The organism is Prolixibacteraceae bacterium, assembly GCA_019856515.1.
GTDB lineage: Bacteria > Bacteroidota > Bacteroidia > Bacteroidales > Prolixibacteraceae > Halosquirtibacter > Halosquirtibacter xylanolyticus.
The window spans coordinates 2,152,868-2,175,009 of the sequence record CP082230.1 but is presented as its reverse complement, the minus strand read 5'-3'; the positions used below and the strand labels follow the sequence as shown (position 1 = coordinate 2,175,009).

The window sequence follows — 22,142 nt, the reverse complement described above, 5'->3', positions numbered from 1 at the left end:
AGAAGATGTCTAAAGTGTCATGTTTATCTTTTGTAATCAAATGTATTATCTCTTACTAAGGATATTGTATTGATGATCTTTACTGATGTTGTTATTGACAAAAAGAGAGATGCTGCAATAATATTTCAGTATATAGCCTCAGGACTGTAATAAGTGAGGGAAAGAAATGAATCTTGTTATTGATCAATCCTAAATTAAGGGTTGAGTTTAGGGTATACGGTTATATCTGAAGTTTTATGTATTTTTAAATGAAAGGGAAGTGATGTCATAAATTTATAAAGCTGATGTGTTACACGTAGTTAGTTGATCTGCGTTTTATTGTTCATTGATTCTAGCGTTGTCTGTTCGGTTCGATATACACTGTTGTGAATGATCAGCCTATAACCTGATCAAATGTTAACGGTTTAGTTAAAGTCTTCTTTAACGTATATTAATCTTTCCATAGTTCTATTTTTTTTGTTAGTTTTCGTTGATTTTCTGTTTTTTGCACAAAAACAATGGAAGTTTAAGAAGTAATTTTTATGAAATAATATATCTTTGCAAAATGAATCGTATTTTTCGTTTTTTATTGGTCGCGTTTTCGGTGGTTATTATAACCTCCTGTGGAGAATATCAGAAGGTACTTAAAAGTACTGATTATGAGTATAAGTACAAGAAAGCTAAGGAGTATTATGAGAAAAAACAGTATGCTAAGTCAGTAACTCTGTTTGAAGAAGTGGCTCCTATTTTTAGTGGTACAAGTAAAGCCGCTGAGGCTTACTATTATTATGCGAAAAGTTATCTTGGACAAAAAGATTATTACTCTGCAGCGATGTATTTTCGTTCTATTTTAGAGAAATATCCTAGATCGGAATATGCTGAGGAGTGTCAATACCTTGTAGGGTATTGTTTCTATCAGTTGTCACCATACGTGCGATTAGATCAGTCAGATACAGATATGGCTATAAGTGCATTGACGCGCTATACTATGCTTTATCCAGACACAGAGAAGGCGAAAGAGGCGGATCATATGATTAAGAAACTTAACGACAAACTTACCTATAAAGCTTATCTAAATGCAACGTTGTATTATGATCTAGAGGATTTCAAGGCGGCGGTTGTTTCATTAAAAGAGTGTCTTCGAGAGTATCCAAACTCAAAATATACCGAAGATTTAATGTACAAGCTGTTTCGTGCTAAATACCTATTGGGGCGTAACAGTGTAGATGAGAAGAAACGCAAGCGTTTAAATAGTGCAATGGATGAGTATTATCGTTATGTGGATGCTTTCCCAGAGAGCAAACACCGTAAGGACGTAGACCGATCTTTTGCACATATCAAAAAGATGTTGAACCTAAAAGAAGAAGATTTAAATATCAAATAACGTCATGGTAGATTACAAAAAGACTAAGGCTGCGCAAACTACAGTTGCACGTGACTTAGAATTATTAGGAGACAAAACGGGAAATATTTACGAAAGTATTGCCATCATCGGTAAAAGAGCCAATCAAGTTGGAGCCGAGTTGAAGGACGAATTGAATCAAAAGCTTCAAGAGTTTGCATCGGTAACGGACAATCTAGAAGAGGTTTTTGAGAACCGTGAGCAGATTGAGATTTCTAAGTATTACGAAAGACTTCCTAAGGCATCTTTGATTGCATATCAAGAGTTCTTGGATGATGAGGTTTACTATCGTAACCCTGCAAAAGAGAACAAAGAAGCATAAATTTTAACATTCCACAAATATCGATTTCATGCAATTGCAAGGGAAAAATATTATTGTAGGAATCACAGGTAGTATCGCAGCTTATAAGGCTGCGACTCTTGTTCGTGGGCTAGTGAAAGAGGGGGCAGAAGTGGTAGTCGTAATGACACCTTCTGCCAAAGAGTTTATCACTCCAGTAACCATGTCTACTTTATCAGGAAAGCCTGTGGTTAGTGAGTTTTTCGACTCCAAAGATGGTAAATGGCATAGTCATGTTTCTCTTGGAATGTGGGCAGATTTGATGTTAATAGCACCAGCATCTGCTTCTACAATGGGGAAAATGGCCAATGGGATTGCAGATACTCATCTGGTCACGACATATATGTCGGCGAAATGTCCAGTAATGGTAGCACCTGCGATGGACTTAGATATGTACAGACATCCAGCCAATGAGCGTAACATGCGTACCTTAGAGTCGTATGGTAACATTCTTATAGAGCCTGCCTCTGGCGAGCTAGCCAGTGGATTAATTGGCAAAGGTCGTATGGAAGAGCCAGAAGTGATCGTATCTCATGTGATCGACTACTTTAAAAAAAAAGAAGTCTCGTAGGAAAGAAAGTGATGTTAACGGCTGGACCAACACATGAAAAGATTGATCCTGTACGTTTCATTGGCAACTACTCTTCTGGAAAGATGGGATATGCCATTGCCGAAGAGTTGGCAGAGAGAGGTGCAGAAGTAACTCTCATCTCTGGTCCAACCCAACTGCATGTCACACATCCTTCTATTCATAAGATCTCCGTTGAATCAGCCAAAGAGATGTATGCTGCATCGATGGAACATTTTGATACTATGGACGCTGCCATTATGGCTGCAGCTGTAGCTGATTATGCTCCAGAGAACTATGCATCACAGAAGCTCAAGCGAGATGGTGAAGATCTGATTTTACGTCTTGTTCCCAATCCTGACATCGCTGCATCTTTAGGTGCCATCAAAGAGAAGCAGATATTGGTCGGCTTTGCTTTGGAGACACAGCATGCAGAAGCGAATGCAAGGAAGAAGATAGAGAAAAAGAATCTCGACTTCGTCGTGTTGAACTCATTGGAGAATAAAGGTGCTGGATTTCAGACCGACACCAATATCATATCGATACTACATCGTAATGGAGAGCAGCAAGATTACCCATTAAAGAGTAAACGAGCTGTTGCAGTAGATATCGTTGATTATTTAGAGAAATCGTTGTAGTATTTAACTACTAGATTAACATAGTATCAAAGGAGAGAATACAATCCCGTATTCTCTCTTTTTGCGTTATACTAAAACCGTAATTACTGCGTTTTGATCTTAGTGAATACAAAACAGATGTTCTCTTTTAGAAAGAATAACTATGATGCGAAAATATTGGTTGTGTATCTCTCTGTTCCTCATGGTTCAGATGATGGCGATATCACAAGAGCTACGATGTAGTGTTAGTGTTACAGGTTCGGGGGTTGAAGGAGTAAATCCGGAGGTCTTCAGTGAGATGCAAAAGCAGATCTCTGAATTTATCAATAATACCCGTTGGTCACAAGATCGCTATCGTATGGAAGAGCGTATTGTGTGTAATATGACCATACAAATTACGAGTCAATATTCCGATGATGGATATCGTGGTACCATTCAAGTACAATCTCGTCGTCCTGCTTTCAACTCAAGTTATGAGTCGACCATGTTAAATCTAAAGGACAAAGACTTTGACGTCCGTTTCGATCAATACAAGCAGATAGAGTTCTCACAAAACAGTAGTGGTGACAACCTATCAAATATCTTAGCATATTACGTTTATATCGTATTAGGATTTGATTATGACACCTTCTCTCCAATGGGTGGACAGCCCTATTTCGAGAAAGCATCAGAGATTGTCAACCGTTCACAGAACATCCAGATGAAAGGATGGAAATCATTCGAAAACGACTACAACCGTTACTGGCTTGTAAACAACGTGATGAACTCATCCTATAGTGACTTCCGTACGCTTGTATACGAATACTATCGCAACGGTTTAGACCTTATGTCGGACAAACTAGAGATGGGACAAGAGAATATTGTAGAGAGCTTAAAGAACCTCCAGAAAGTCAATCGTGCTCGTTCTGGGCTATATATTGTTCGTGTCTTCTGTGATGCCCATCGTAACGAAATCGTATCCATTCTTCAGGGAATGACCAGCTCAAAAAAGAACACCGCCTTTCAAATAATGATGGAGTGTGACCCTTCAAATAGTGCAGTTTACGAGAAAGCGATGCAAACTCAATAGCATTTGTATTGGAAAAGATGCAGTGGATTGCCCCTTTTTTAATATTTTTGGGTTCTACTATAGTTATAAAATAAGCTATGCTCAAACATCTTTCTATATCAAACTACGCAATTATCTCTGATCTTTCGTTAGATCTAGAGAAAGGGTTTAGTATCATTACCGGTGAAACTGGTGCTGGTAAATCCATTATTCTAGGAGCTCTTTCCATTCTTATGGGTGCCCGAACAGAGGCCTCCGTTTTAAAGAATAAGGAGAAAAAATGTATCATTGAGGCGCAATTTGATATAGAGGCTTATGGGTTAGAGTCGCTGTTCGAATCCTACGATCTTGATTGGGATGCGACAACATACATCCGTAGAGAGATTACGCCCAAAGGCAAATCGCGTGCATTTATCAATGACAGCCCAGCGAGCGTAAAGATTCTTAAAGAGATCTCCAGTGCATTGATTGATATCCATGCACAGAACGAAGCGTTGAAGATGCATGAGAAGTCGTTTCAATATGAGATACTCGATGCCTCTCTACCCAATCGTGACCTACTGAACAACTATACGTCCTTATACCATCGATGGGGAAGTTTGACACGTCAACTACAGGAGAAAGAGCAAGCCTACCTAAAAGCTTGTGCCGATTTCGACTACTATCAATTTCAAGTAAACCAGTTAGCTGAGGCCAATCTACAAGAAGACGAACAGGATAGTTTAGAGCAGCGTAGAGATGCCATGGAGCATGCAGAATCTATACATGCCGCACTCTATCAGACCTCACAAGGATTGAATGTCGATGAGGTGGGAGTGACACCCCGTTTAAAAGAGATATACCAAACACTACAGCGTGTCGCCGACCACTCCAAGGAGGTAAAAGAGCTCAGCGATCGTCTTGAGAGTGCATGGTATGAGCTTCGTGATATCTCCAACGAAGCCGAAGCACTTGCTTCAAACTATATATACAACCCTGTGGAGTTGGAAGAGATCAACCAGCGTCTGGATACGATCTACACCCTTCAGCAGAAACATCGTGTCAATACCATCGCAGAGTTACTGCAGATAGAGAGTGAGTATGCCGATCAGATCGGTTCCGTTTCGCATATGGAACAAGAGATAGAGTCCTTAAAAGACGAACTCCATCAAATCACTGACCAGCTAACCGAAACAGCCAACCTACTATCCGAGGCACGTTCTAATGTATTAGGAGATATCGAATCTTACATTCAACATATCTTGCTCGACCTTGGAATGCCTAATGCCTCTTTCAAGATACAGCTCGACACGACAGAGAAGTTCAATCGTTGGGGTAATAATGAGATAGAATATCTACTTGCGGCCAACAAGAATCAAATCTTAGAGCCTATCCACAAAGTCGCTTCTGGTGGTGAGGTATCTCGTGTTATGTTAGCCCTAAAGTCACTATTGGTTCAGAAGAAATCCCTTCCAACCATGATCTTTGACGAGATTGACACGGGTATTTCAGGAGATATTGCGCGTAAGATGGGGCTACTTTTAAAAGAGATGGGAACCAACATGCAAGTGATCAACATCACCCATCTACCACAAGTTGCAGCCTTAGGTGATAACCACTTCTTTGTCTACAAATCCGATTCTGAGAGTGAGACAAACTCTCATATCCGCAAACTAACTCTCGAAGAGCGTCTTCATGAAGTGGCAAAAATGCTTAGTGGAGAGACCATCACCGACGCTGCACTAAAGAATGCCAAAGAGTTGATGAACGATCAAATAATGTAGCTACTTTATGATCATAATCTATGAATTATTGTGAATATATCGTCTCTGTATGATATGGAGATACCTCACAGCGTCGTGTAAATAGATCGATCCACAATAATTCATAGACCGCTATAACCCCATTCTGATATAAGGGATCATCTCCAGTGATCTTAAAAGCTTATATGCCCTCTCGTGTACCTCTTCAATGGTTATTCCTACCCCATTATCCCACCCCCATCAAATCTTTCGTTTACAATAATGGTCATTTCATCTCTTAATTCGGTCAGTTGATTGTTTTCATAACAAAAAGAAGTGCTTATGTTTATAATTTAGCAAAGCATTTAAATCAAATGAGAGAATGAAGAAGTTAATAATAATGTTCGCGCTTTGTCTCGTGTCAATGACTAATAGTTTTGCACAAGAGAAGCATTATGGAGTAAGGTTAGGTTACAACGGAACCCATCTACAGGATAATGGTGACAAAGTAGGTAGTGCTGAAAACAACTATTTTATCAGCATGTACAAAGACTCTAAAATCATGCCTTTCCTATTTTTAAATAGTGGTTTAGAGTACACTAAGTATGGTGGTGATGTATTAAACCAAAGTTATGAATTACACTATGTTGGTATACCTCTAGGACTTAAAGTGAAGTTTGGTCCTCTATTTGTAGTAGGTGGAGCAGCCTTTAATGTGAAAGTTTCCGAAAAGAACAATCCATATAGTAGTAGCTCTAAATGGTACGACACCAATGCTTTCGCACAAGCTGGATTAGAGATCCTATTCCTAACCATCGATGCGAAGTACACTTGGGGTCTAACCGATGTACAGAACAACATTACCAACAACGGTCTCCAAGTCGGAGTCGGTGTACGTTTCTAGTATCTTCCCAATAGATATACATATATTTTTCGTAGGAGTGTTACCCTTGGTCCGGTAGCACTCTTTTTGTTTTTTATATAGATCTCTTATGATGATATAATTTAATGAAGGATAGACGATATATAACCCAAAGATATAGCCCACTTCTCGATTAAACAGATGAAACTATCCATCGCTACCCCATACTGATTTTACATTTCAATTCTCAATTTGTATAATTGATTCCCCTATTATGCCACTCTAGAACTTTTTTATATCAAGTATCAACGCTATTAGATACATTTGTGTTGAGATATCTAAATCGTTAGTACATTTCTTAGGAGTGTTACCTTTGGTCCGGTGACACTCCTTTGCTTTTTACTCCCTTTTACCCCCCATGTTACTTTATCCTGTCAACGTATTTCTTGATCTCATCTCTCCATTTAGCACTCATTTCATTGATCGTTTGGGATAACTGATTTCCCTTTTTGGTCACTTCACTTTCCTTTTATTAAAGGAGAGTCCATCATGGTATACATTTGTGAAAGATATCATTACAATCAATTATTGAAATCATGATCTATTGCCACATCAAAACAGTTATTCGATCACATAAAGCAGTAGACCTAAGTGAAGTTATAAAGATGAAGAAACTATTAAGTCTCATAATGATGGTCAGTATATCTGTCACATCTGGATATACTAAGAGAAAAGTAGAGATCGGTATTGTAGCCGATCAATCTAACTACAACCATTTTATTGAAGAGATCAAATCTGAGATATCGCAAATATCTGCCGATGCCTTTGATATTCATTTCTCTAACATAAGGTACAATCAATCTAACAAAGAGAGTGCTTGTAAGATATATGATCAAGCCGTTCAACAAAGTGATATTGTCATTGCGTTGGGAATGTACAACATGATGATGTTGACGGACAACAAGAGTTTTATGAAGCCCACCATCATGTCTGGAAACATCAACCTAGACTTTGTAAAAGATCTAGACCAGCTCAATAACCATAAAATTAAGAATGTAAATTGTCTTTTTAGCTCCTACTCTTATCGTAAAGATTTGGCTAGTTTATACACCCTAAACCACTTTAAGAAATTGGCTATTATTGTCGATAAAGATAACGAAGGAGTACTTCCTTTAGAAGACATTTTCACCCCACTACTTGAATCGTTTGATGCTGAATATAAGATTCATCGTGTGGGGCTATCTGATCTCGACCCTTTAGATTACGATGAGTATGATGCCATCTATTTTGCATCCACTAGTACATTCGAACGAAAGAACTTCAAAGAGTTCATTCAAGAGATGAACAAATCCCAAAAGGTGACCTTCATCTCTCAACAAAACACCAATTACAAACAGGGGGTATTGGCTACCATGCAATCTGAGAAGAACGAACTGCTATATGCTCGTCAACTAGCAATGAATGTTGTCTCTGTGATAGAAGGGAAGCCGGCCGAGGAGTTACCCCACCTACTCCTTCAACCCCAGAAACTACATATCAATATCCCTACGGCAAAAGCCATTGGGTTTCCGCTATCATTTGTAATGCTTGGTGAGGTTGTTTTTACCGACAACCCTGTCACAAGCCATCTGATAGAGCCCCTTACCTTAGCCAGCTCTTTAAGAACTGTGCTTACCGACAATCAGCTACTTTTAGCCAAGTCCAAGTCGGTAGCCATCTCTCAGATGGAAGTGAAAGAGGCCAAAAGAGATTACCTGCCAGACGTAAAAGTAGAAGCCTCAGGAACCTATTTAGACCCAGAGATAGCTAAAGCTTCGTTTGGACAGAAAGCAGAGATGACCACCGACATCTCATTAGAACTATCTCAAGTGATCTACTCCTATGATGCCAGCAAAAACATCCAAATAAAGAAGCACCTAGCGAAAGCTGAAAAGTTCAATTTTACCGTATCACAGATTGATATGCTATACCAAGTGACTGGTAGCTATCTCAATGCATTGATGCTTCAAGAGAAACTTCAGATTGCTTACCAAGACCTTCAGCTCACAGAACAACATCTAGAGGTCGCCAACCAGAAATATATCCTTGGTCAATCGAGCAAGTCTGATGTATATCGACTAGAGAACCAAAAGATAGGTCAAGTGCAACAGATTATCACCAACAATGCCCAACTACAAGAGGTTATCCAAGGACTCAATGTACAGATGAACAGAGAGGTCACTGATTCGATCACTCTGTCCACTAATCTTCTGGACTTATCTCATATCAAATCACAATACTATCCAATAAATCGTCGCCTAGTATCTGTGGATAAGAGCCACGATTTAAAAACGAATTTGGTGAGTTATGTATGGGAAAACACCCCATCATTAAGATCAATACAGAGCCAACGTATGGCCCTAAACGAGAAGATGAAGATCTATGGCAAAGGCAAGTGGATACCCACTGTCAGCGCCTATGGAACCTATAGTAATACCGTCCTTCGTGAAGGTGAAGGCGCATCCATCTCCCTTCCAGCAGGCTTCTCTGCAATGCCAACGGAGATGTATCAAATGGGGGTGAAATTAAGCTATCCCATTTTTAATCAAAATAAACGCACTGTAAAGAAAAAGATAACAAACGTAGAGCTACAACAGATGGAATCACAAGAGTCATACGAAAAGAAGATGTTAGAACAGAGTATCTCCTCTAGCATTTTGACATTGAAAGGTGAACTACAGAAGATTGAGCTTGCCGACTCCAATGTAGAGATTAGTGAAAGATCATTGAATATGATCCAAGAGAATTACGCACAAGGGCAGTGTGCGCTTATCGAGGTGATTGATGCACAAAATAGTTACATTAAATCCAAACACCAAAGCATCATTGCCAAGCTTGATTACTACAAAACGCTAATGGAAGTAGAGAAGGCTACAGGATACTTCTTCTCTCTTCATACAGCCGAAATGAATGAAAACTTTCTATCACAACTATAATTTATTGATGAATAAGATGATTCGATTACAATCCATATCCACCATTATTATTTCTCTCTTTTGTCTGTACACGCTGTCGGCATGTTCAGAGAAAAAACAACCAAAGAAAACAACCTATCGTCCTGTGGCATACATCACAGTGCAGCCTTCCAAGCAGAATAGTTTGGACTACTATTCGGGGAACATTAAAGCTGCCAATGGGGTGGCACTGAGCTTTCGTAAAACAGGCACAGTCAACAAAGTGCATGTTAAAGTTGGCGATAGCGTGAAACAGGGCGAAATGCTAATGTCCCTTGACCACACAAAAACAGCGCTCTCTATAGAGAAAGCAACGACACAGAAAGAGAGTCTTTTGGCGCAGATGAACATCCAAAAGTCAAATTTCCAAAGAATCGAAAACCTCTATGCCAAAGATCTCATTGCATTGAACGATTACGAAGTGGCTAAGAACAATTTGACCAGAGCCAATGCCGACTACATCACGGCTTGTCGAGAACATGAGTTGCTACAAGAAGAGCTAGAGTACGAACGTATCTATGCCCCTCAATCTGGTGTGATTGCAGAAGTGCTTGTCGAGAAGAACGAAACCGTTACCTCAGGAACCACTATGGTTAAAATGAATGTAGGCAATGCCTTGGAGGTGATGGTAAATCTACCCGATCAGATGATCAACCAAGTGAAAAAAGGCAACCACTATAAGATGAATATCCCTGCCATCGATGCCAACCATCTTGATGGGGTCGTGACAGAGGTTGCTCCCAATGTCAACCAATCCACAGGACTATATGCTGTGACCATACAGTTGATCTCTCCGATATCAAATATTCGTGAAGGAATGGTTGCTAAAGTACTGATAAGCCCCACTAACAATGATAAAAATGCATTGCGTGTACCGATGACCTGCTTGATTGAAGAGGCTTCAAAACATTTCGTATTCGTACTCAATCCAGTGAATGATAGTTTGGCAGTGGCAGAATTTCGTCATGTTACTATAGGCAAAAACAGCAGTAGTGGGATGATCATCCTTAAAGGACTTAAAAAAGGCGATCGTATTGCTACGGCAGGACTACAGACATTAATGGATAAACAGAAAGTACTGATAAAATAGAGCCACGAACAATGAATATAACAGAGTTTTCAATCAAGAAGAGCCGCATCGTGATGTCTATTCTCATGATGGTTCTGATCACAGGAGCAATAAGTTATAGCTCACTCTCTCGAGATAGCATGCCTCCATATACCGTTCGTGTAGCATCTATTGTCTCCTCGTTTCCGGGGGCTTCTCCACAAAGAGTGGAGAATCTGGTGACAGATAAGATCGAAGAGGTTGCACTCGAACTACCCGAATTAAAGAAGGTGACAAGCACCTCGCGAATGGGGCTTTCAGTGGTTAATGTAGAGCTAAAGATGGATGTCTCTCCCAATAAACTACAAGATGTATGGGATCGTCTGCGCTTGAAACTTGAAGCACTAAATTCTCTACCATCGGGAGTGAAACCTAACCTTCAGGATGAAGGCATTGGCGAAGTATTTGGTATTGTCATGGGACTCACCAGTGATGGTTTCGAATACGACCAGATGAAAGAGGTAGCTGAAGAGATCAAAAACGAACTGATCATGCTCGATGGCGCTGCCAAAGTGGAGATCAATGGAATTCAGAAACAACAAATACTGATTGAATATGACAATGCAAAACTACAACGTTTAGGCATCTCTCAAGAGACACTCAAGCAGCAGATTGCCTCCACAAATATCCTTGCTAGTGGTGGGATGATACATGTCGATAAACACCGTGTAGTACTCGAACCTTCAGGAAACTTCGATGACCTTGAAGGGCTTCGTAGTCTACTTATTCCCGTTGGTAAAGAGGGGGGAATGCTATACCTGCGTGACATCGCCAAAATCAAAAAGAGCTATGTCGACCCTTCACGCCAAATGGTCTTTGTCAATGGCGACAAAGCATTGACCCTACATGTCTCTTTAAAAGATGGTGCCAACATCATCGCATTGGGACAGTCTGTCGACCAGTTTGTCAACGATTATATCGATGGGCTCCCTATTGGTTATAACCTTGAGCGTGTCTCCTCTTTAGATCAATATATAGATCTAAAGATCGACAACTTCGTATCCAACCTGGTGCAATCCATCTTGATTGTATTTGCAGTGATGCTTATATTTTTGGGTTTACGAATGGGATTAATCATCGCAAGTTTGATACCTATTGTGACTATCGCCACCATCTTTATCATGGGAATGTTGGATATTGGAATCAATCAAATATCTCTAGCAGCCCTGATTATGGCACTAGGAATGATGGTGGATAATGGAATTGTGGTTGCCGAATCGATAATGGTGAAAGTGGATCAAGGTGAGAAGATTGCCAGAGCGGCGATCCTCTCTTGTAGTGAATTGGTCATTCCGCTACTTATTTCCACCCTGACCACCTCCGTTGCTTTTTCGTCATTCTATCTTGCAAAATCGGTCATGGGAGACATCATGGGGCCACTATTTGTGGTGATCTCTATCTCATTGATCGCCTCGTGGTTTGTTTCGTTAAGTGTCATCACCTTCTTCTGTGTGGTATTTCATCGTGAGGCGAAAGCAACCCGATGGAGCAAGACCTTAGATCGTATGTTCGACCAAATGAAGCAGAAATACTATGGCATCATTGGTGCCGCACTACGACATAAGAAGAGTGTTTTGTTGGCCACTGTTGTCACCTTTATGATGGCACTGATCTTATTCTCAAAGCTCTCTTTTGTCTTCTTTCCCGATAGCGATAGAAATATGATCACACTCGATCTACAACTTCCCGAAGGGATGAGGGTAGGAGAGACCGAAAAGGTGATTCACCAGATCGAGGACTACATCGATTCAACCCTGTTAACAAAAGAGGTAGAACAAAGAGGTGTCACCGCCTATAGTAGTTATATTGGAGAAGGACCATCATCTTACGATTTAGGTTATACTGCCGATGAACCAAATAGCAATTACGCCCATATGTTGATCAATACCACCTCGTTTTTAGCCAACCGTCACGTCATTGAGATGCTGGATAAATACTGTATCCGTGCCTTTCCCGATGCACAGATCAAGGTTCGAATGTTAGGTGGGGGTGGAGGTGGAACACCCATAGAGATAAAAGTGAAAGGAAAAGATCCAGAACAGTTATCTCGTATATCGTCTGCCATAAAAACCAAGCTAAACAACATCAATGGAACCAAAACGATTAAAGATGATTGGGGACGCAAAAGCCTAAAATATGTCGTTCATGTAAGGTCCGACAAAGCACTAGAGGCCAAAATATCTAATGAGAATATCGCCAATGCACTCAACAGTACTCTGGTAGGTTACAATGTAGGGGAGTTTCGCGAACAGTCCAATAGCTATCCTATTGACTTAAGAGAAGAGGATGGAAACCACAAACTGGTAGACGAATTGAAAACCATTTTGGTCTTTTCATCCCAAACAGGAAAACCCGTTCCTCTAGAGCAAGTTGCTGAGATGGTACCTGTATGGGAGTACCCCAAAATCACACGTGAGAACACCAAGCGTACCATAACCATCTCCTCAGAGCTAACCTTTGATGGAAATGCTGCTCAGATCATGGCACAGATGAAACCATGGATCCAACAACAGTCCAAAACATGGCCTCGTGGCTATAGCTACAGTGTAGGAGGAGAAGAAGAGAATTCGGCAGAAAATATGATGGCTGTAGCCAAATACATCCCATTCTCTTTCTTCTGTATCCTATTGCTACTGATGTTGCAGTTCAACTCAATAAGAAAAATGACCATGGTGGTGGCAACGATTCCTCTTGGAGTAATCGGGATGGTAGCTGGACTTTTTGTCTTTAATAACCCATTCGGTTTTATGGCATTCCTTGGCATGATATCGCTCGCTGGTATTGTCATTAACAACGCTATTGTGCTGGTCGATAGGATAGACTTCGAGTTAGACGCCGACCCAAAAAGTCGCGTGGAAGCCGTGATAGAAGCGTGTGTTCAACGCTTTCGTCCCATTATCCTATCCACTCTAACCACCGTGATGGGATTAATTCCGCTATATCTTAATGGAGGTGAGATTTGGCAGCCTATGGCAATTACAATTATGGTAGGTTTGTTATTTGGAACAGTGATTACCTTGGTGTTTATTCCCGTAGTGTACTGTTCATTATATAAGATTAATTAGATTTCCAACACAACAACGATAGAGAGATAGTGTCCTTGATTACCTACAAGGACCGTCTCTTTTTTCTTTTTTGCAACCAAGTCAAAGTGTTGAAATTCAGTAGTGATGGAGAGATGTTATACCCGTTGTATTTATTAAACCAATAGGTATGAAGAGCCATTATGCCAATTCTGTTTATTAACCCGATTGGCTGTGAATGATCAGATAAGTGACCTCTTTTCGTTTCACCTTGTCTGCTCTTCGTGAAGAGAGATATCAAAAAGGAGAGAGCCATGTTACGATCTTTGGACCTTAACAAAATAACATATATACCAAATATTAAACCATTCATATCATGACCCAAATAGTCTAATTCGCCCCTCCTTCGTGTTTCCTTCGTGTTTCCTTCGTACCACCTTCGACTATTGTTCATATATTGGTCACATATTGTTCATATATCCGTCACACCTCCTTCACATTTGTAGTGACAAAACCATCACCAATATATGCACAATGGATAAGTAATATGTGACCAATAGTCGAAGGTGGTACGAAGGAAACACGAAGGAGAGTCGAAGGAGGGGTTTGTCAGGGATAGAGATGGGGGTGTTTTTGAGAGGGGTAGTGTAAATTAAACTCTGTCTGGGATCATTAACCTCTGTCATGTTTAATGGGGATGATTTGTAGTGGCTATTGAAGGAAAAAGGTCTCTTCTCCTGTTGATAAACAGAAAGATAGATTATCTTTGTTATAGTAAATAAAATTTGATCAAAGTGAGAAAGTTTACCAATAATATAATTAGTCGTAGAACAATATGGGGCACCTCCATTCTATTCTCTTTGTACATTAATATCCAAGCAAGTCTGTCGTTCTTTTCCGAGAGTTCAAAAGACGGGATTCCTTTTTTTGAGTCTTTGCACTTTTTCGATTGGCTTATAGGTATAGTGATGATGTTTGGTCTTTCGTGGACTATTCTTATATACAACCTCTATGTGGTGCCTCGAATGACAATCAAGAGGAGATGTGGTAAAGAGTTAATGTCGGTTGGTGGTAGTTTAGTGCTGATGATCTTGATTCTTATTTTTCATCTGTATTTGTCAAAACTCTTTGATCTTAGACATTTTAAGGAGTTGAATAAGTTTGCTCTTTTCTTTGGTTGGAGTGTGGTCACCTTTATGTTGGTGCTCATATCTCGATCGTTACTATACCACCAAGAGAGGGAAGAGGCTAGATATGAGAGAGAGATGTTGAGAAATGAGAAGTTAAAGAGCGAATTGAATGAGCTGAAGAGTTTTATGAACCCTCACTTTCTATTCAATTCGTTAAACACACTAAACGCATTGATATCTATCGATTCAGAGAAGGCGGTGCTATTCTCTTCACACCTTTCACGTCTTTATCGTTATATTCTTCAAAGTAAAGATAAGGAGTTGGTTACGATTGAGGATGAACTGTTTTTTATAGAGAGTTATGAGAAGCTGTTGCAGATTCGCTTCTCAGATTACTTTAGTATTGATGTGACCTATTCAGATGCATTCAAGGAGGTCGAATTGCCCGTGTTGGCGTTACAGACATTGGTAGAGAATGCAGTGAAGCATAATGAGATTTCGAAAGACTATCCATTGGTGGTTAAGATCTATTTAGAGGATGATTATCTTGTGGTATCCCATGTCCTAAGAGAGCGTAGGGTTATCAGTAATAGTATGGGGAATGGTATCTCTAGTTTATCGAAAAGATGCAAAATTATCTTGAATAGAGATATTATTATAGAGAAGAATAGTAACTTCACTGTTAAAGTACCAACTATAAGTGATTAAGATATGCGAGTATTAATTATTGAGGACGAATGGGGTGCACAAGAGCTGCTCAAACGTTTGCTTCTAGAGTATAATCCTGATTGGATTGTGGCTGATGTGGTTGATTCTGTTCGTGGTGCCATTAGCTATTTAGATGATTCTCCTTCTTTGGATTTGATCTTTATGGATGTGCATCTATCGGATGGTATTTCGTTTGAGATATTTGATCATGTTGAGGTGGATATTCCGATTATCTTTATTACGGCCTATGATCAATATGCGATCAAGGCATTTAAACATAATGGCGTAGACTATATCCTGAAACCACTTATTCGTGAGGAGTTGTTTCAGGCTTTAGATAAGGTTAATCAGAACCACAATAAGTTGGTGACCGATGATATTGTGTCTAAGGTGGTGCAAGAGCTTAATGAAACAAATAAGAGTTATCGTAAGTCATTCTTGATTCAATCGAAAGACAGTCTTATTCCTGTGATGATTGAAGATGTAATGGCTTTCTATGTGGATATGGGGGTTGTTAAATGTTATACCAGAGATCATGTCAAATATGTTTTGCCATTAACACTGGATCAAATAGAGAAAGAGATTGATCCAGCGGTGTTCTTCCGAGTGAGTCGTCAATATATACTCAATATGGACTCCATTCAACAGATGAAAATCTACTTTAATGGAAAGCTGAAACTACATACCGTTTGTGAATTTGAGGAGGAGATCATTGTTAGCAAACAGAAAGCATCGATGTTGAAGAAGTGGTTTAGTAGTTGATTAGGGTATCTGTTTTTAGTGGTAATTGATGCTGTTGTGAAAGATACGTTTGTACTAACCGTTGATAAATAAGTGTTACGAATCATATGAGGATGAGATGGTTTTATAAAGGGTGTTTGTTATATTTACCATAGTTTAAATAACATACAACTTATAAAACAAACAAATCTTCACTATGAAAGTAAAAGGTTATGCTTATGCATTGGCGCTCTTATGTTCTTTAGGTAGCATAAATGTATATGCGAAAAAAAAACAGAAAGAACGGACTCCTAATGTGATTTTTATCTTAGCAGACGACCTCGGTTATGGGGATGTCGGTTATAATGGACAGTCCAAGTTTCCTACTCCCAATATTGATAAGTTAGTTTCGAAAGGAATGGTCTTTACCCAGCACTATTCGGGTTCTACTGTGTGTGCTCCTTCTCGTTCGGCTCTCTTGACTGGATTTCACACAGGACATACACCGATACGTGGAAATGCCGAAGTTAAGCCAGAAGGTCAGAAGCCGATGCCAGCAGAAAGCTATACCATGGGGGAGTTGTTTCAGGAGCATGGTTATGTGACCAGTATCTTTGGAAAGTGGGGATTAGGTTATCCTGGTTCTGAAGGGACGCCAGCAAAACAAGGTTTTGACTATTTTTATGGTTATAATTGTCAACGATTGGCTCACAACTATTTCCCTGATCACTTATGGGAGAACGATAAAAAGGTGATGTTACCTCGAAATAATGGAGGAGAGATGGTGGATTATGCCGTCGATATTATCCATAATCAAGCAATCTCTTTTATTGGAAAGCATAAGGATGAGCCTTTCTTTATGTACTATGCTACGCCTCTTCCACACGCAGAACTTATCATGCCAGAGGAGTATATCGAACCTTTTAAAGGTAAATATCTACCAGAGAAACAATATAAAGGAGTTGATTCGGGGCCATATTTTAATAATGGTGGCTATCGATCGCAGAAGAATTGTCATGCTACGTTTGCAGCGATGGTGTCGTTATTGGATACGCAGGTTGGCGAGATCATGGCTGAAGTGAAGAAGCATGGGCTTGAAGAGAATACTATTATTGTGTTTACCTCTGATAATGGTCCCCACAAAGAGGGCGGAGCTGATCCTCGTTATTTTGATAGTAATGGCCCGTATAAAGGGTTTAAGCGTGATCTTTATGAGGGGGGTATCCATGTGCCGATGGCAGTAGTTTGGGATGGACATATCGCATCAAATTCTACATCAGATCATACTTCTGCCTTTTGGGATTTCATGCCTACGTTTACCGATATGTTGCATTCGAAGGACCATGAGAAGTATGATGGACTTTCGATTTGGCCTTCATTGATGGGCAGAGGAAAACAGAAGAAGCATAATCATCTTTATTGGGAATTTCATGCTATGGGTGGACGTATTGCACTTCGTCAAGGCGATTGGAAATTGGTGATCTATAATGTGAAAGATGAGACCAAGCGCAAGGTGGCTCTTTACGACTTAAAGAGTGATCCTTATGAACAACTCGACCTATCGTCAGATAATTCGAAAAGGGTATCGAAGATGTTAAAGCTGGTGAAGCAGTCGCATCGTGATAGTGAGATGTTCCCAATGGACTGTCCCTACTTTTAGTCGAACGATTAAGAGGTGATAACTCCTGTAAGCTCTAATACTTCTCATGGCTCAATTGTGAAATATAAAAGAAAGTGGTATGTGTTTTATCACACGCAAGATTTATCTAATCTAGGTTATAAGAGGTCTGTTTGTTTCGATGAAATAAAGATTGATAGACATGGAGATCTCATTAAGCTGGTGATTTAGGTTCGTTTCACATAGATAGAGATGAAGAGTATCGTGTTGATGATCGTTACACGGTATTGCGAAAGACGGAAGTATTGTATCCATTGTCCCCAATTCTTGTGGTTGTGGAAAGGATCATACAAACTTACTGTACATTTTTGGTTTATGATAGATAAAGCACTCCCATATTGTTCAAAAGGGAGTGCTTTCTTTTTGGGTATATGAGTCAATATGCTACATTCGTAATGTAGGTATCAACCAATATTCTAATAATTTATGATAGTCAGGCGAGGTGAAATATTGCAGCGCATTACGCTATTATAGATGAGATGCCGACTATATTTTGAAAGGATCTATACGTTGAGGTAAACCTATTCTACTAGGACTAAGCATCAAATGGAACCATCATTCTCTTTATGGGAGGTATGGGTATAGATCATTTTGATATATGGTGGGTATGATCTAAACTGTAAAGACAGATGAACAGATTCACGCTATTATTATTTATCATGGCAATAGGAGCTTCTATCTCTATTGCACAAACAAAGGGACATCCGAGACTTTTTTTTCAAGAGGATGAAGTAGCATCACTACGAGATGCACGATTGTCAACCCATAAAGAGGAGTGGGCTTCTCTGTTGAAAGAGAGTGAACGATTGGTGAAACATGTGGACTTCTCTAATCCTCAAACCAAACATCTACATGGGGAAGCGGAGAAGCTTGCTGGTGTAGCATTGGTGAATAGTCTTGATCCTTCGTTGAAGTATAAGAAGTATATTAAGAAGAGTATTCTTCAGTTTTGTGGTTGGAAAGAGTGGCAGATGTGGATCGATAAGAGAGCGAAAGCTCCTGCCAATGATCTGGCTATAGGACAATATTTGGTAGCTATATGTGCTGCTTATGATATTCAACACGATCTTTTTAGTGACAAACAACAGAGATATATTGATCATCAGTTGATCGAAATTGCAGATCGTTTTTGTGAGGAGTATAGCCGTTTTCATACTGAACGTTTTGATATCATGAACTGTAATCATGGTACGAATGCTTACGCTGGTTTAAATGCGGTTCGTAATACGGTTGATCATCTATCTATTGAGATGGCACAAAAATGGGATCGGATTCTAGATCATAAGTATAATCGCTTGGTCTCTGTGATGAATGACCAGATGTCTGATGGGGCTTCTGATGAAGGGGCGACATACTATATGTTCCAGTTAAAGACCTACCTGCAGTGGTTTGAGATAATTCGTAATGCAAAATATCATAATGACCATCAGCCTTATAGTGATTTGGCATGGTTTCGTAATACCTCCACTTATGGTATCTATTCGATTCTTCCAGGGGGAGAGGATAATTTTGGGGGATTGGCTCGTTATGCAGATTGTAACCCAAATTTCTGGGGGGACCCAAAGTGTACCTACCCATTGCTTGCCAAGAGATTAAATGATCCTATTGCGAAATGGATGGCTAATGAAGTCGATGTGAACCATAGTGAGACATGGAGAGATGAGAGTGGAAAGAACGTCTCTAACGGTAAGAAATATGATTTTTGGAGATATATATGGAAGGATACAAAAACATCGCCTGTGGAGCTTAAAACGCTAAAGCAGTGGCATATGTTTGAGGACCTTGGGATCTTTGCTTGGCGATCATCATGGGATAATGATGCGTCCTATTTTACTTCGAAATCAGGACAGCACTACCAAGGGCATGCCCAACCAGATGATGGACAGTTTATGTTGCATAAAGCAGGGGTGCCATATATTGTGGATTTGGGATATTCTAATCCAAAGTCAACCAATGAGCATAATGTGTTGATGATTGATGGCAAAGGGCAAATCGGAGATGGTGAGAATTGGCCTAACTTTGGATCTTTTCCTCATAATCAATCCAATTGGGGAAGTACGCCATATTTGATGGCTACTGATAGTCGTATGGAAGGTGCAGCAAACTTTTTTCAGGTGGTGATGAACCCAACAGGAATGTATGCTAACCCAAAGCTGAAGCAGTGGCATCGTGAGTTTGTGTATGTTGGGGATTTCTATATTTTACGTGATCATGTGGCATTAAATGAAGAGGGGGAGATGTCGTTTTTGTTACACTCTTATGTGAGTCAACCAGGAACAGATGATACCTATGACTATACGTCTAATAGGTCAAAGAACCCATTTCATAGAGTGGAAAAGCATCAATGGACTTTGGTTCCAATGACCTCTTCTTGTGAAGCTATGCAGCTGTATGATTTGTCGGAAGAGGAGTGGAATCACTCTCTAGAGGCTTCGTGGTTGTATGATAACTATGAGCGTAAAAAAGATGGTGTAGGATATGTACAACTTGGATATCATCTCTCTTCTAAACGAAGAGGTAAAGAGGCTACATCGACTTTTGTATTTGGTTTCGATAATGAGATAAAAGGGCTCTCTTTTGAGAAGATAAAAGGGGGTGTTTCGATTCAGCGAGATGGTGCTTTAGTTGGGAAAGTCCAATGGGAAAGTGATGGAGAGATGACAGGGTATTATCAGAGTAGAGAGGCGACCTATTATTTCTTTAGAGATGCAAGAGATTATGATTTGGGAGGTGTGTTGTGGTCGGCTTCTAATCGATTGAGTGGGGTGTTGATCCAAAAGAATGGGGTTTGGAATACGGAACTTCACTCTAATACTCCAAACCATATTCAGACTTCTACTAGAGGATTTGCGGATGCTTGTAGTGCAACTAATTTTGTAAAGCGTCCTCTGAATAATTGTGTAAATGGCTTGGGTGCAGAACCAAAGGTAGAGACCCGAATGGTCGCGTCAAAGCATACACTTATTCATCTTCCTCGTAAAGGGAGTTATAGCTCATTTGTGGCAAAATAGTGTTGTTAAAGTGTTATTATTGCGATGCTTCGCCCCATCTCTTTGAAGAGTTGGGGCGTTTTTAGTATATCGGGCATGTTAATAAGTTCGCAGAGTGTAAGTTGCGAAAAGTTTAGAGTTAATTGAAACCGTTGTATACCAGAGTACGTATGGTGGTGTGAGAGGCAGGGAGAGTATTCCCCCTACCTACTCGATTTCTATCTTGTTCCAATATTGATAATGTTGGCATTTTATTGAGAACAGTGTGTTTTTGAATAAATATTTTAAATTTGTTGCTATGGCAAATAAAGAATTGGTAATAAATAACCCTACGATGAACCTTGAGCAAAAGACAATAAGATTGCTCGGTTGTGTTGCTCAAGAGTTTCAAGCTAAATATATCAAAGCGTTAGCACCATTAGGTTTATCTCCATTGCAAACAAATATTTTACATGTGTTAGATTATGGACCCAAAGAGGGATTAACCGTAAATCAAATAAAGAAGCTTCAAATTGAAGAGAGTCCCAATATTTCTCGTGCATTAAATAAACTTATGGATAAAGGGTTTATTATAAAGAATCGTAATAGTCCAGATCAAAGGGTGGTTCAGATTCAGATTACAGAAGATGGTCGGGTGCTTCATGAAAAAGCTGATGAGTTAACAGCATCTCTATTACAACTTGATCTTTCAGAGAATGAGATGGAGACCTTATATGGTATCTTGAGAAGACTATAAGTTCTAGGTAATAGCCTTTCTGGTCTTAACTTATCACCGTTTGTTATTTACTCTTATTTGCCTCAAGATAGCTCTTTTAAAATACCAAAACAGATTGTAGTCCACCTTAATCTTTCCTGATTCTACGTGGGTGTGTGTGATGTCTTCATTTCTGTTTTACAGAATTATTTCTTCAAAATATTATTTCACTATTCACATCTTCTTGTGGTAGTCGTATTTTCCCTATATCAAAGAAGTAGTATTGTTTTATTGTTCGTTTTTTCCTGCTATTCGTTAGAGATTTCCCTGTGATTAAAGGTTATATTCCCACTGTTTGTGCTTGCTGCTATAGAATATAATGATCCTAAATTTAGGATCGTTTAAAAATGTAATTGGGCCTTATTTCAATACACTCTTTTTTATGCATTGTATGTGCAGTTGTTAAATCAACTCTGTCAATGTCATTGTATGTTAATTAATATTTATTTACATTTGCACGCTGTTTACATAAAATTAACATTGTATTTATAGGTGTTAAGT

The 22,142-nt window shown here is 39.5% G+C and carries 13 protein-coding genes and 1 pseudogene; all 14 read left to right on the top strand.

The window, feature by feature from the left end:
* Nucleotides 1-544: 544 nt before the first annotated feature.
* The 14 genes and pseudogenes from bamD to K5X82_07615 all read left to right on the top strand — a co-directional run bounded on the left by bamD (nucleotide 545) and on the right by K5X82_07615 (nucleotide 21,623).
* Nucleotides 545-1,363: an outer membrane protein assembly factor BamD gene (gene bamD, locus K5X82_07680; protein QZT38770.1), complete on the top strand. Its 819-nt coding sequence runs from the start codon at nucleotides 545-547 to the stop codon at nucleotides 1,361-1,363.
* Nucleotides 1,364-1,367: 4 nt separating this feature from the next.
* Nucleotides 1,368-1,703, top strand: coding sequence for a DNA-directed RNA polymerase subunit omega (locus tag K5X82_07675; protein ID QZT38769.1), 336 nt, complete (start codon nucleotides 1,368-1,370; stop codon nucleotides 1,701-1,703).
* Between the two features lie 28 nt (nucleotides 1,704-1,731).
* A pseudogene (gene coaBC, locus K5X82_07670) lies at nucleotides 1,732-2,927 on the top strand (bifunctional phosphopantothenoylcysteine decarboxylase/phosphopantothenate--cysteine ligase CoaBC).
* 142 nt (nucleotides 2,928-3,069) lie between these two features.
* Entirely contained in the window at nucleotides 3,070-3,975 is a 906-nt protein-coding gene (locus tag K5X82_07665) for a DUF4835 family protein (GenBank protein ID QZT38768.1), read from the top strand.
* Nucleotides 3,976-4,052: 77 nt separating this feature from the next.
* A complete protein-coding gene (recN, locus tag K5X82_07660) occupies nucleotides 4,053-5,717 on the top strand; it encodes a DNA repair protein RecN (protein ID QZT38767.1) in 1,665 nt (554 codons plus the stop codon).
* A gap of 340 nt (nucleotides 5,718-6,057) precedes the next feature.
* On the top strand, nucleotides 6,058-6,579 hold the full coding sequence (locus K5X82_07655) for a PorT family protein (GenBank protein ID QZT38766.1): 522 nt from the start codon (nucleotides 6,058-6,060) through the stop codon (nucleotides 6,577-6,579).
* 554 nt (nucleotides 6,580-7,133) lie between these two features.
* Nucleotides 7,134-9,512 (top strand): TolC family protein, encoded by a 2,379-nt coding sequence (locus tag K5X82_07650; GenBank protein ID QZT38765.1) that lies wholly within the window; start codon nucleotides 7,134-7,136, stop codon nucleotides 9,510-9,512.
* Nucleotides 9,487-10,620, top strand: a complete 1,134-nt coding sequence (locus tag K5X82_07645) for an efflux RND transporter periplasmic adaptor subunit (protein ID QZT38764.1) — start codon at nucleotides 9,487-9,489, stop codon at nucleotides 10,618-10,620. Before K5X82_07650 ends, K5X82_07645 begins: the two co-directional genes overlap by 26 nt.
* 11 nt (nucleotides 10,621-10,631) lie before the next feature.
* The gene (locus K5X82_07640) at nucleotides 10,632-13,703 is read left to right on the top strand and encodes an efflux RND transporter permease subunit (protein ID QZT38763.1); all 3,072 of its coding nucleotides are present in this window, start codon (nucleotides 10,632-10,634) and stop codon (nucleotides 13,701-13,703) included.
* A gap of 752 nt (nucleotides 13,704-14,455) precedes the next feature.
* Nucleotides 14,456-15,499, top strand: coding sequence for a histidine kinase (locus tag K5X82_07635; GenBank protein ID QZT38762.1), 1,044 nt, complete (start codon nucleotides 14,456-14,458; stop codon nucleotides 15,497-15,499).
* A gap of 3 nt (nucleotides 15,500-15,502) precedes the next feature.
* Complete coding sequence (locus K5X82_07630; protein ID QZT38761.1) at nucleotides 15,503-16,261, top strand: LytTR family DNA-binding domain-containing protein; 759 nt, start codon at nucleotides 15,503-15,505, stop codon at nucleotides 16,259-16,261.
* Between the two features lie 175 nt (nucleotides 16,262-16,436).
* Nucleotides 16,437-17,879: an arylsulfatase gene (locus tag K5X82_07625; protein ID QZT38760.1), complete on the top strand. Its 1,443-nt coding sequence runs from the start codon at nucleotides 16,437-16,439 to the stop codon at nucleotides 17,877-17,879.
* 647 nt (nucleotides 17,880-18,526) lie between these two features.
* Complete coding sequence (locus K5X82_07620; protein QZT38759.1) at nucleotides 18,527-20,908, top strand: heparinase II/III-family protein; 2,382 nt, start codon at nucleotides 18,527-18,529, stop codon at nucleotides 20,906-20,908.
* A gap of 277 nt (nucleotides 20,909-21,185) precedes the next feature.
* A complete protein-coding gene (locus K5X82_07615) occupies nucleotides 21,186-21,623 on the top strand; it encodes a MarR family transcriptional regulator (GenBank protein QZT38758.1) in 438 nt (145 codons plus the stop codon).
* Nucleotides 21,624-22,142: the final 519 nt, after the last annotated feature.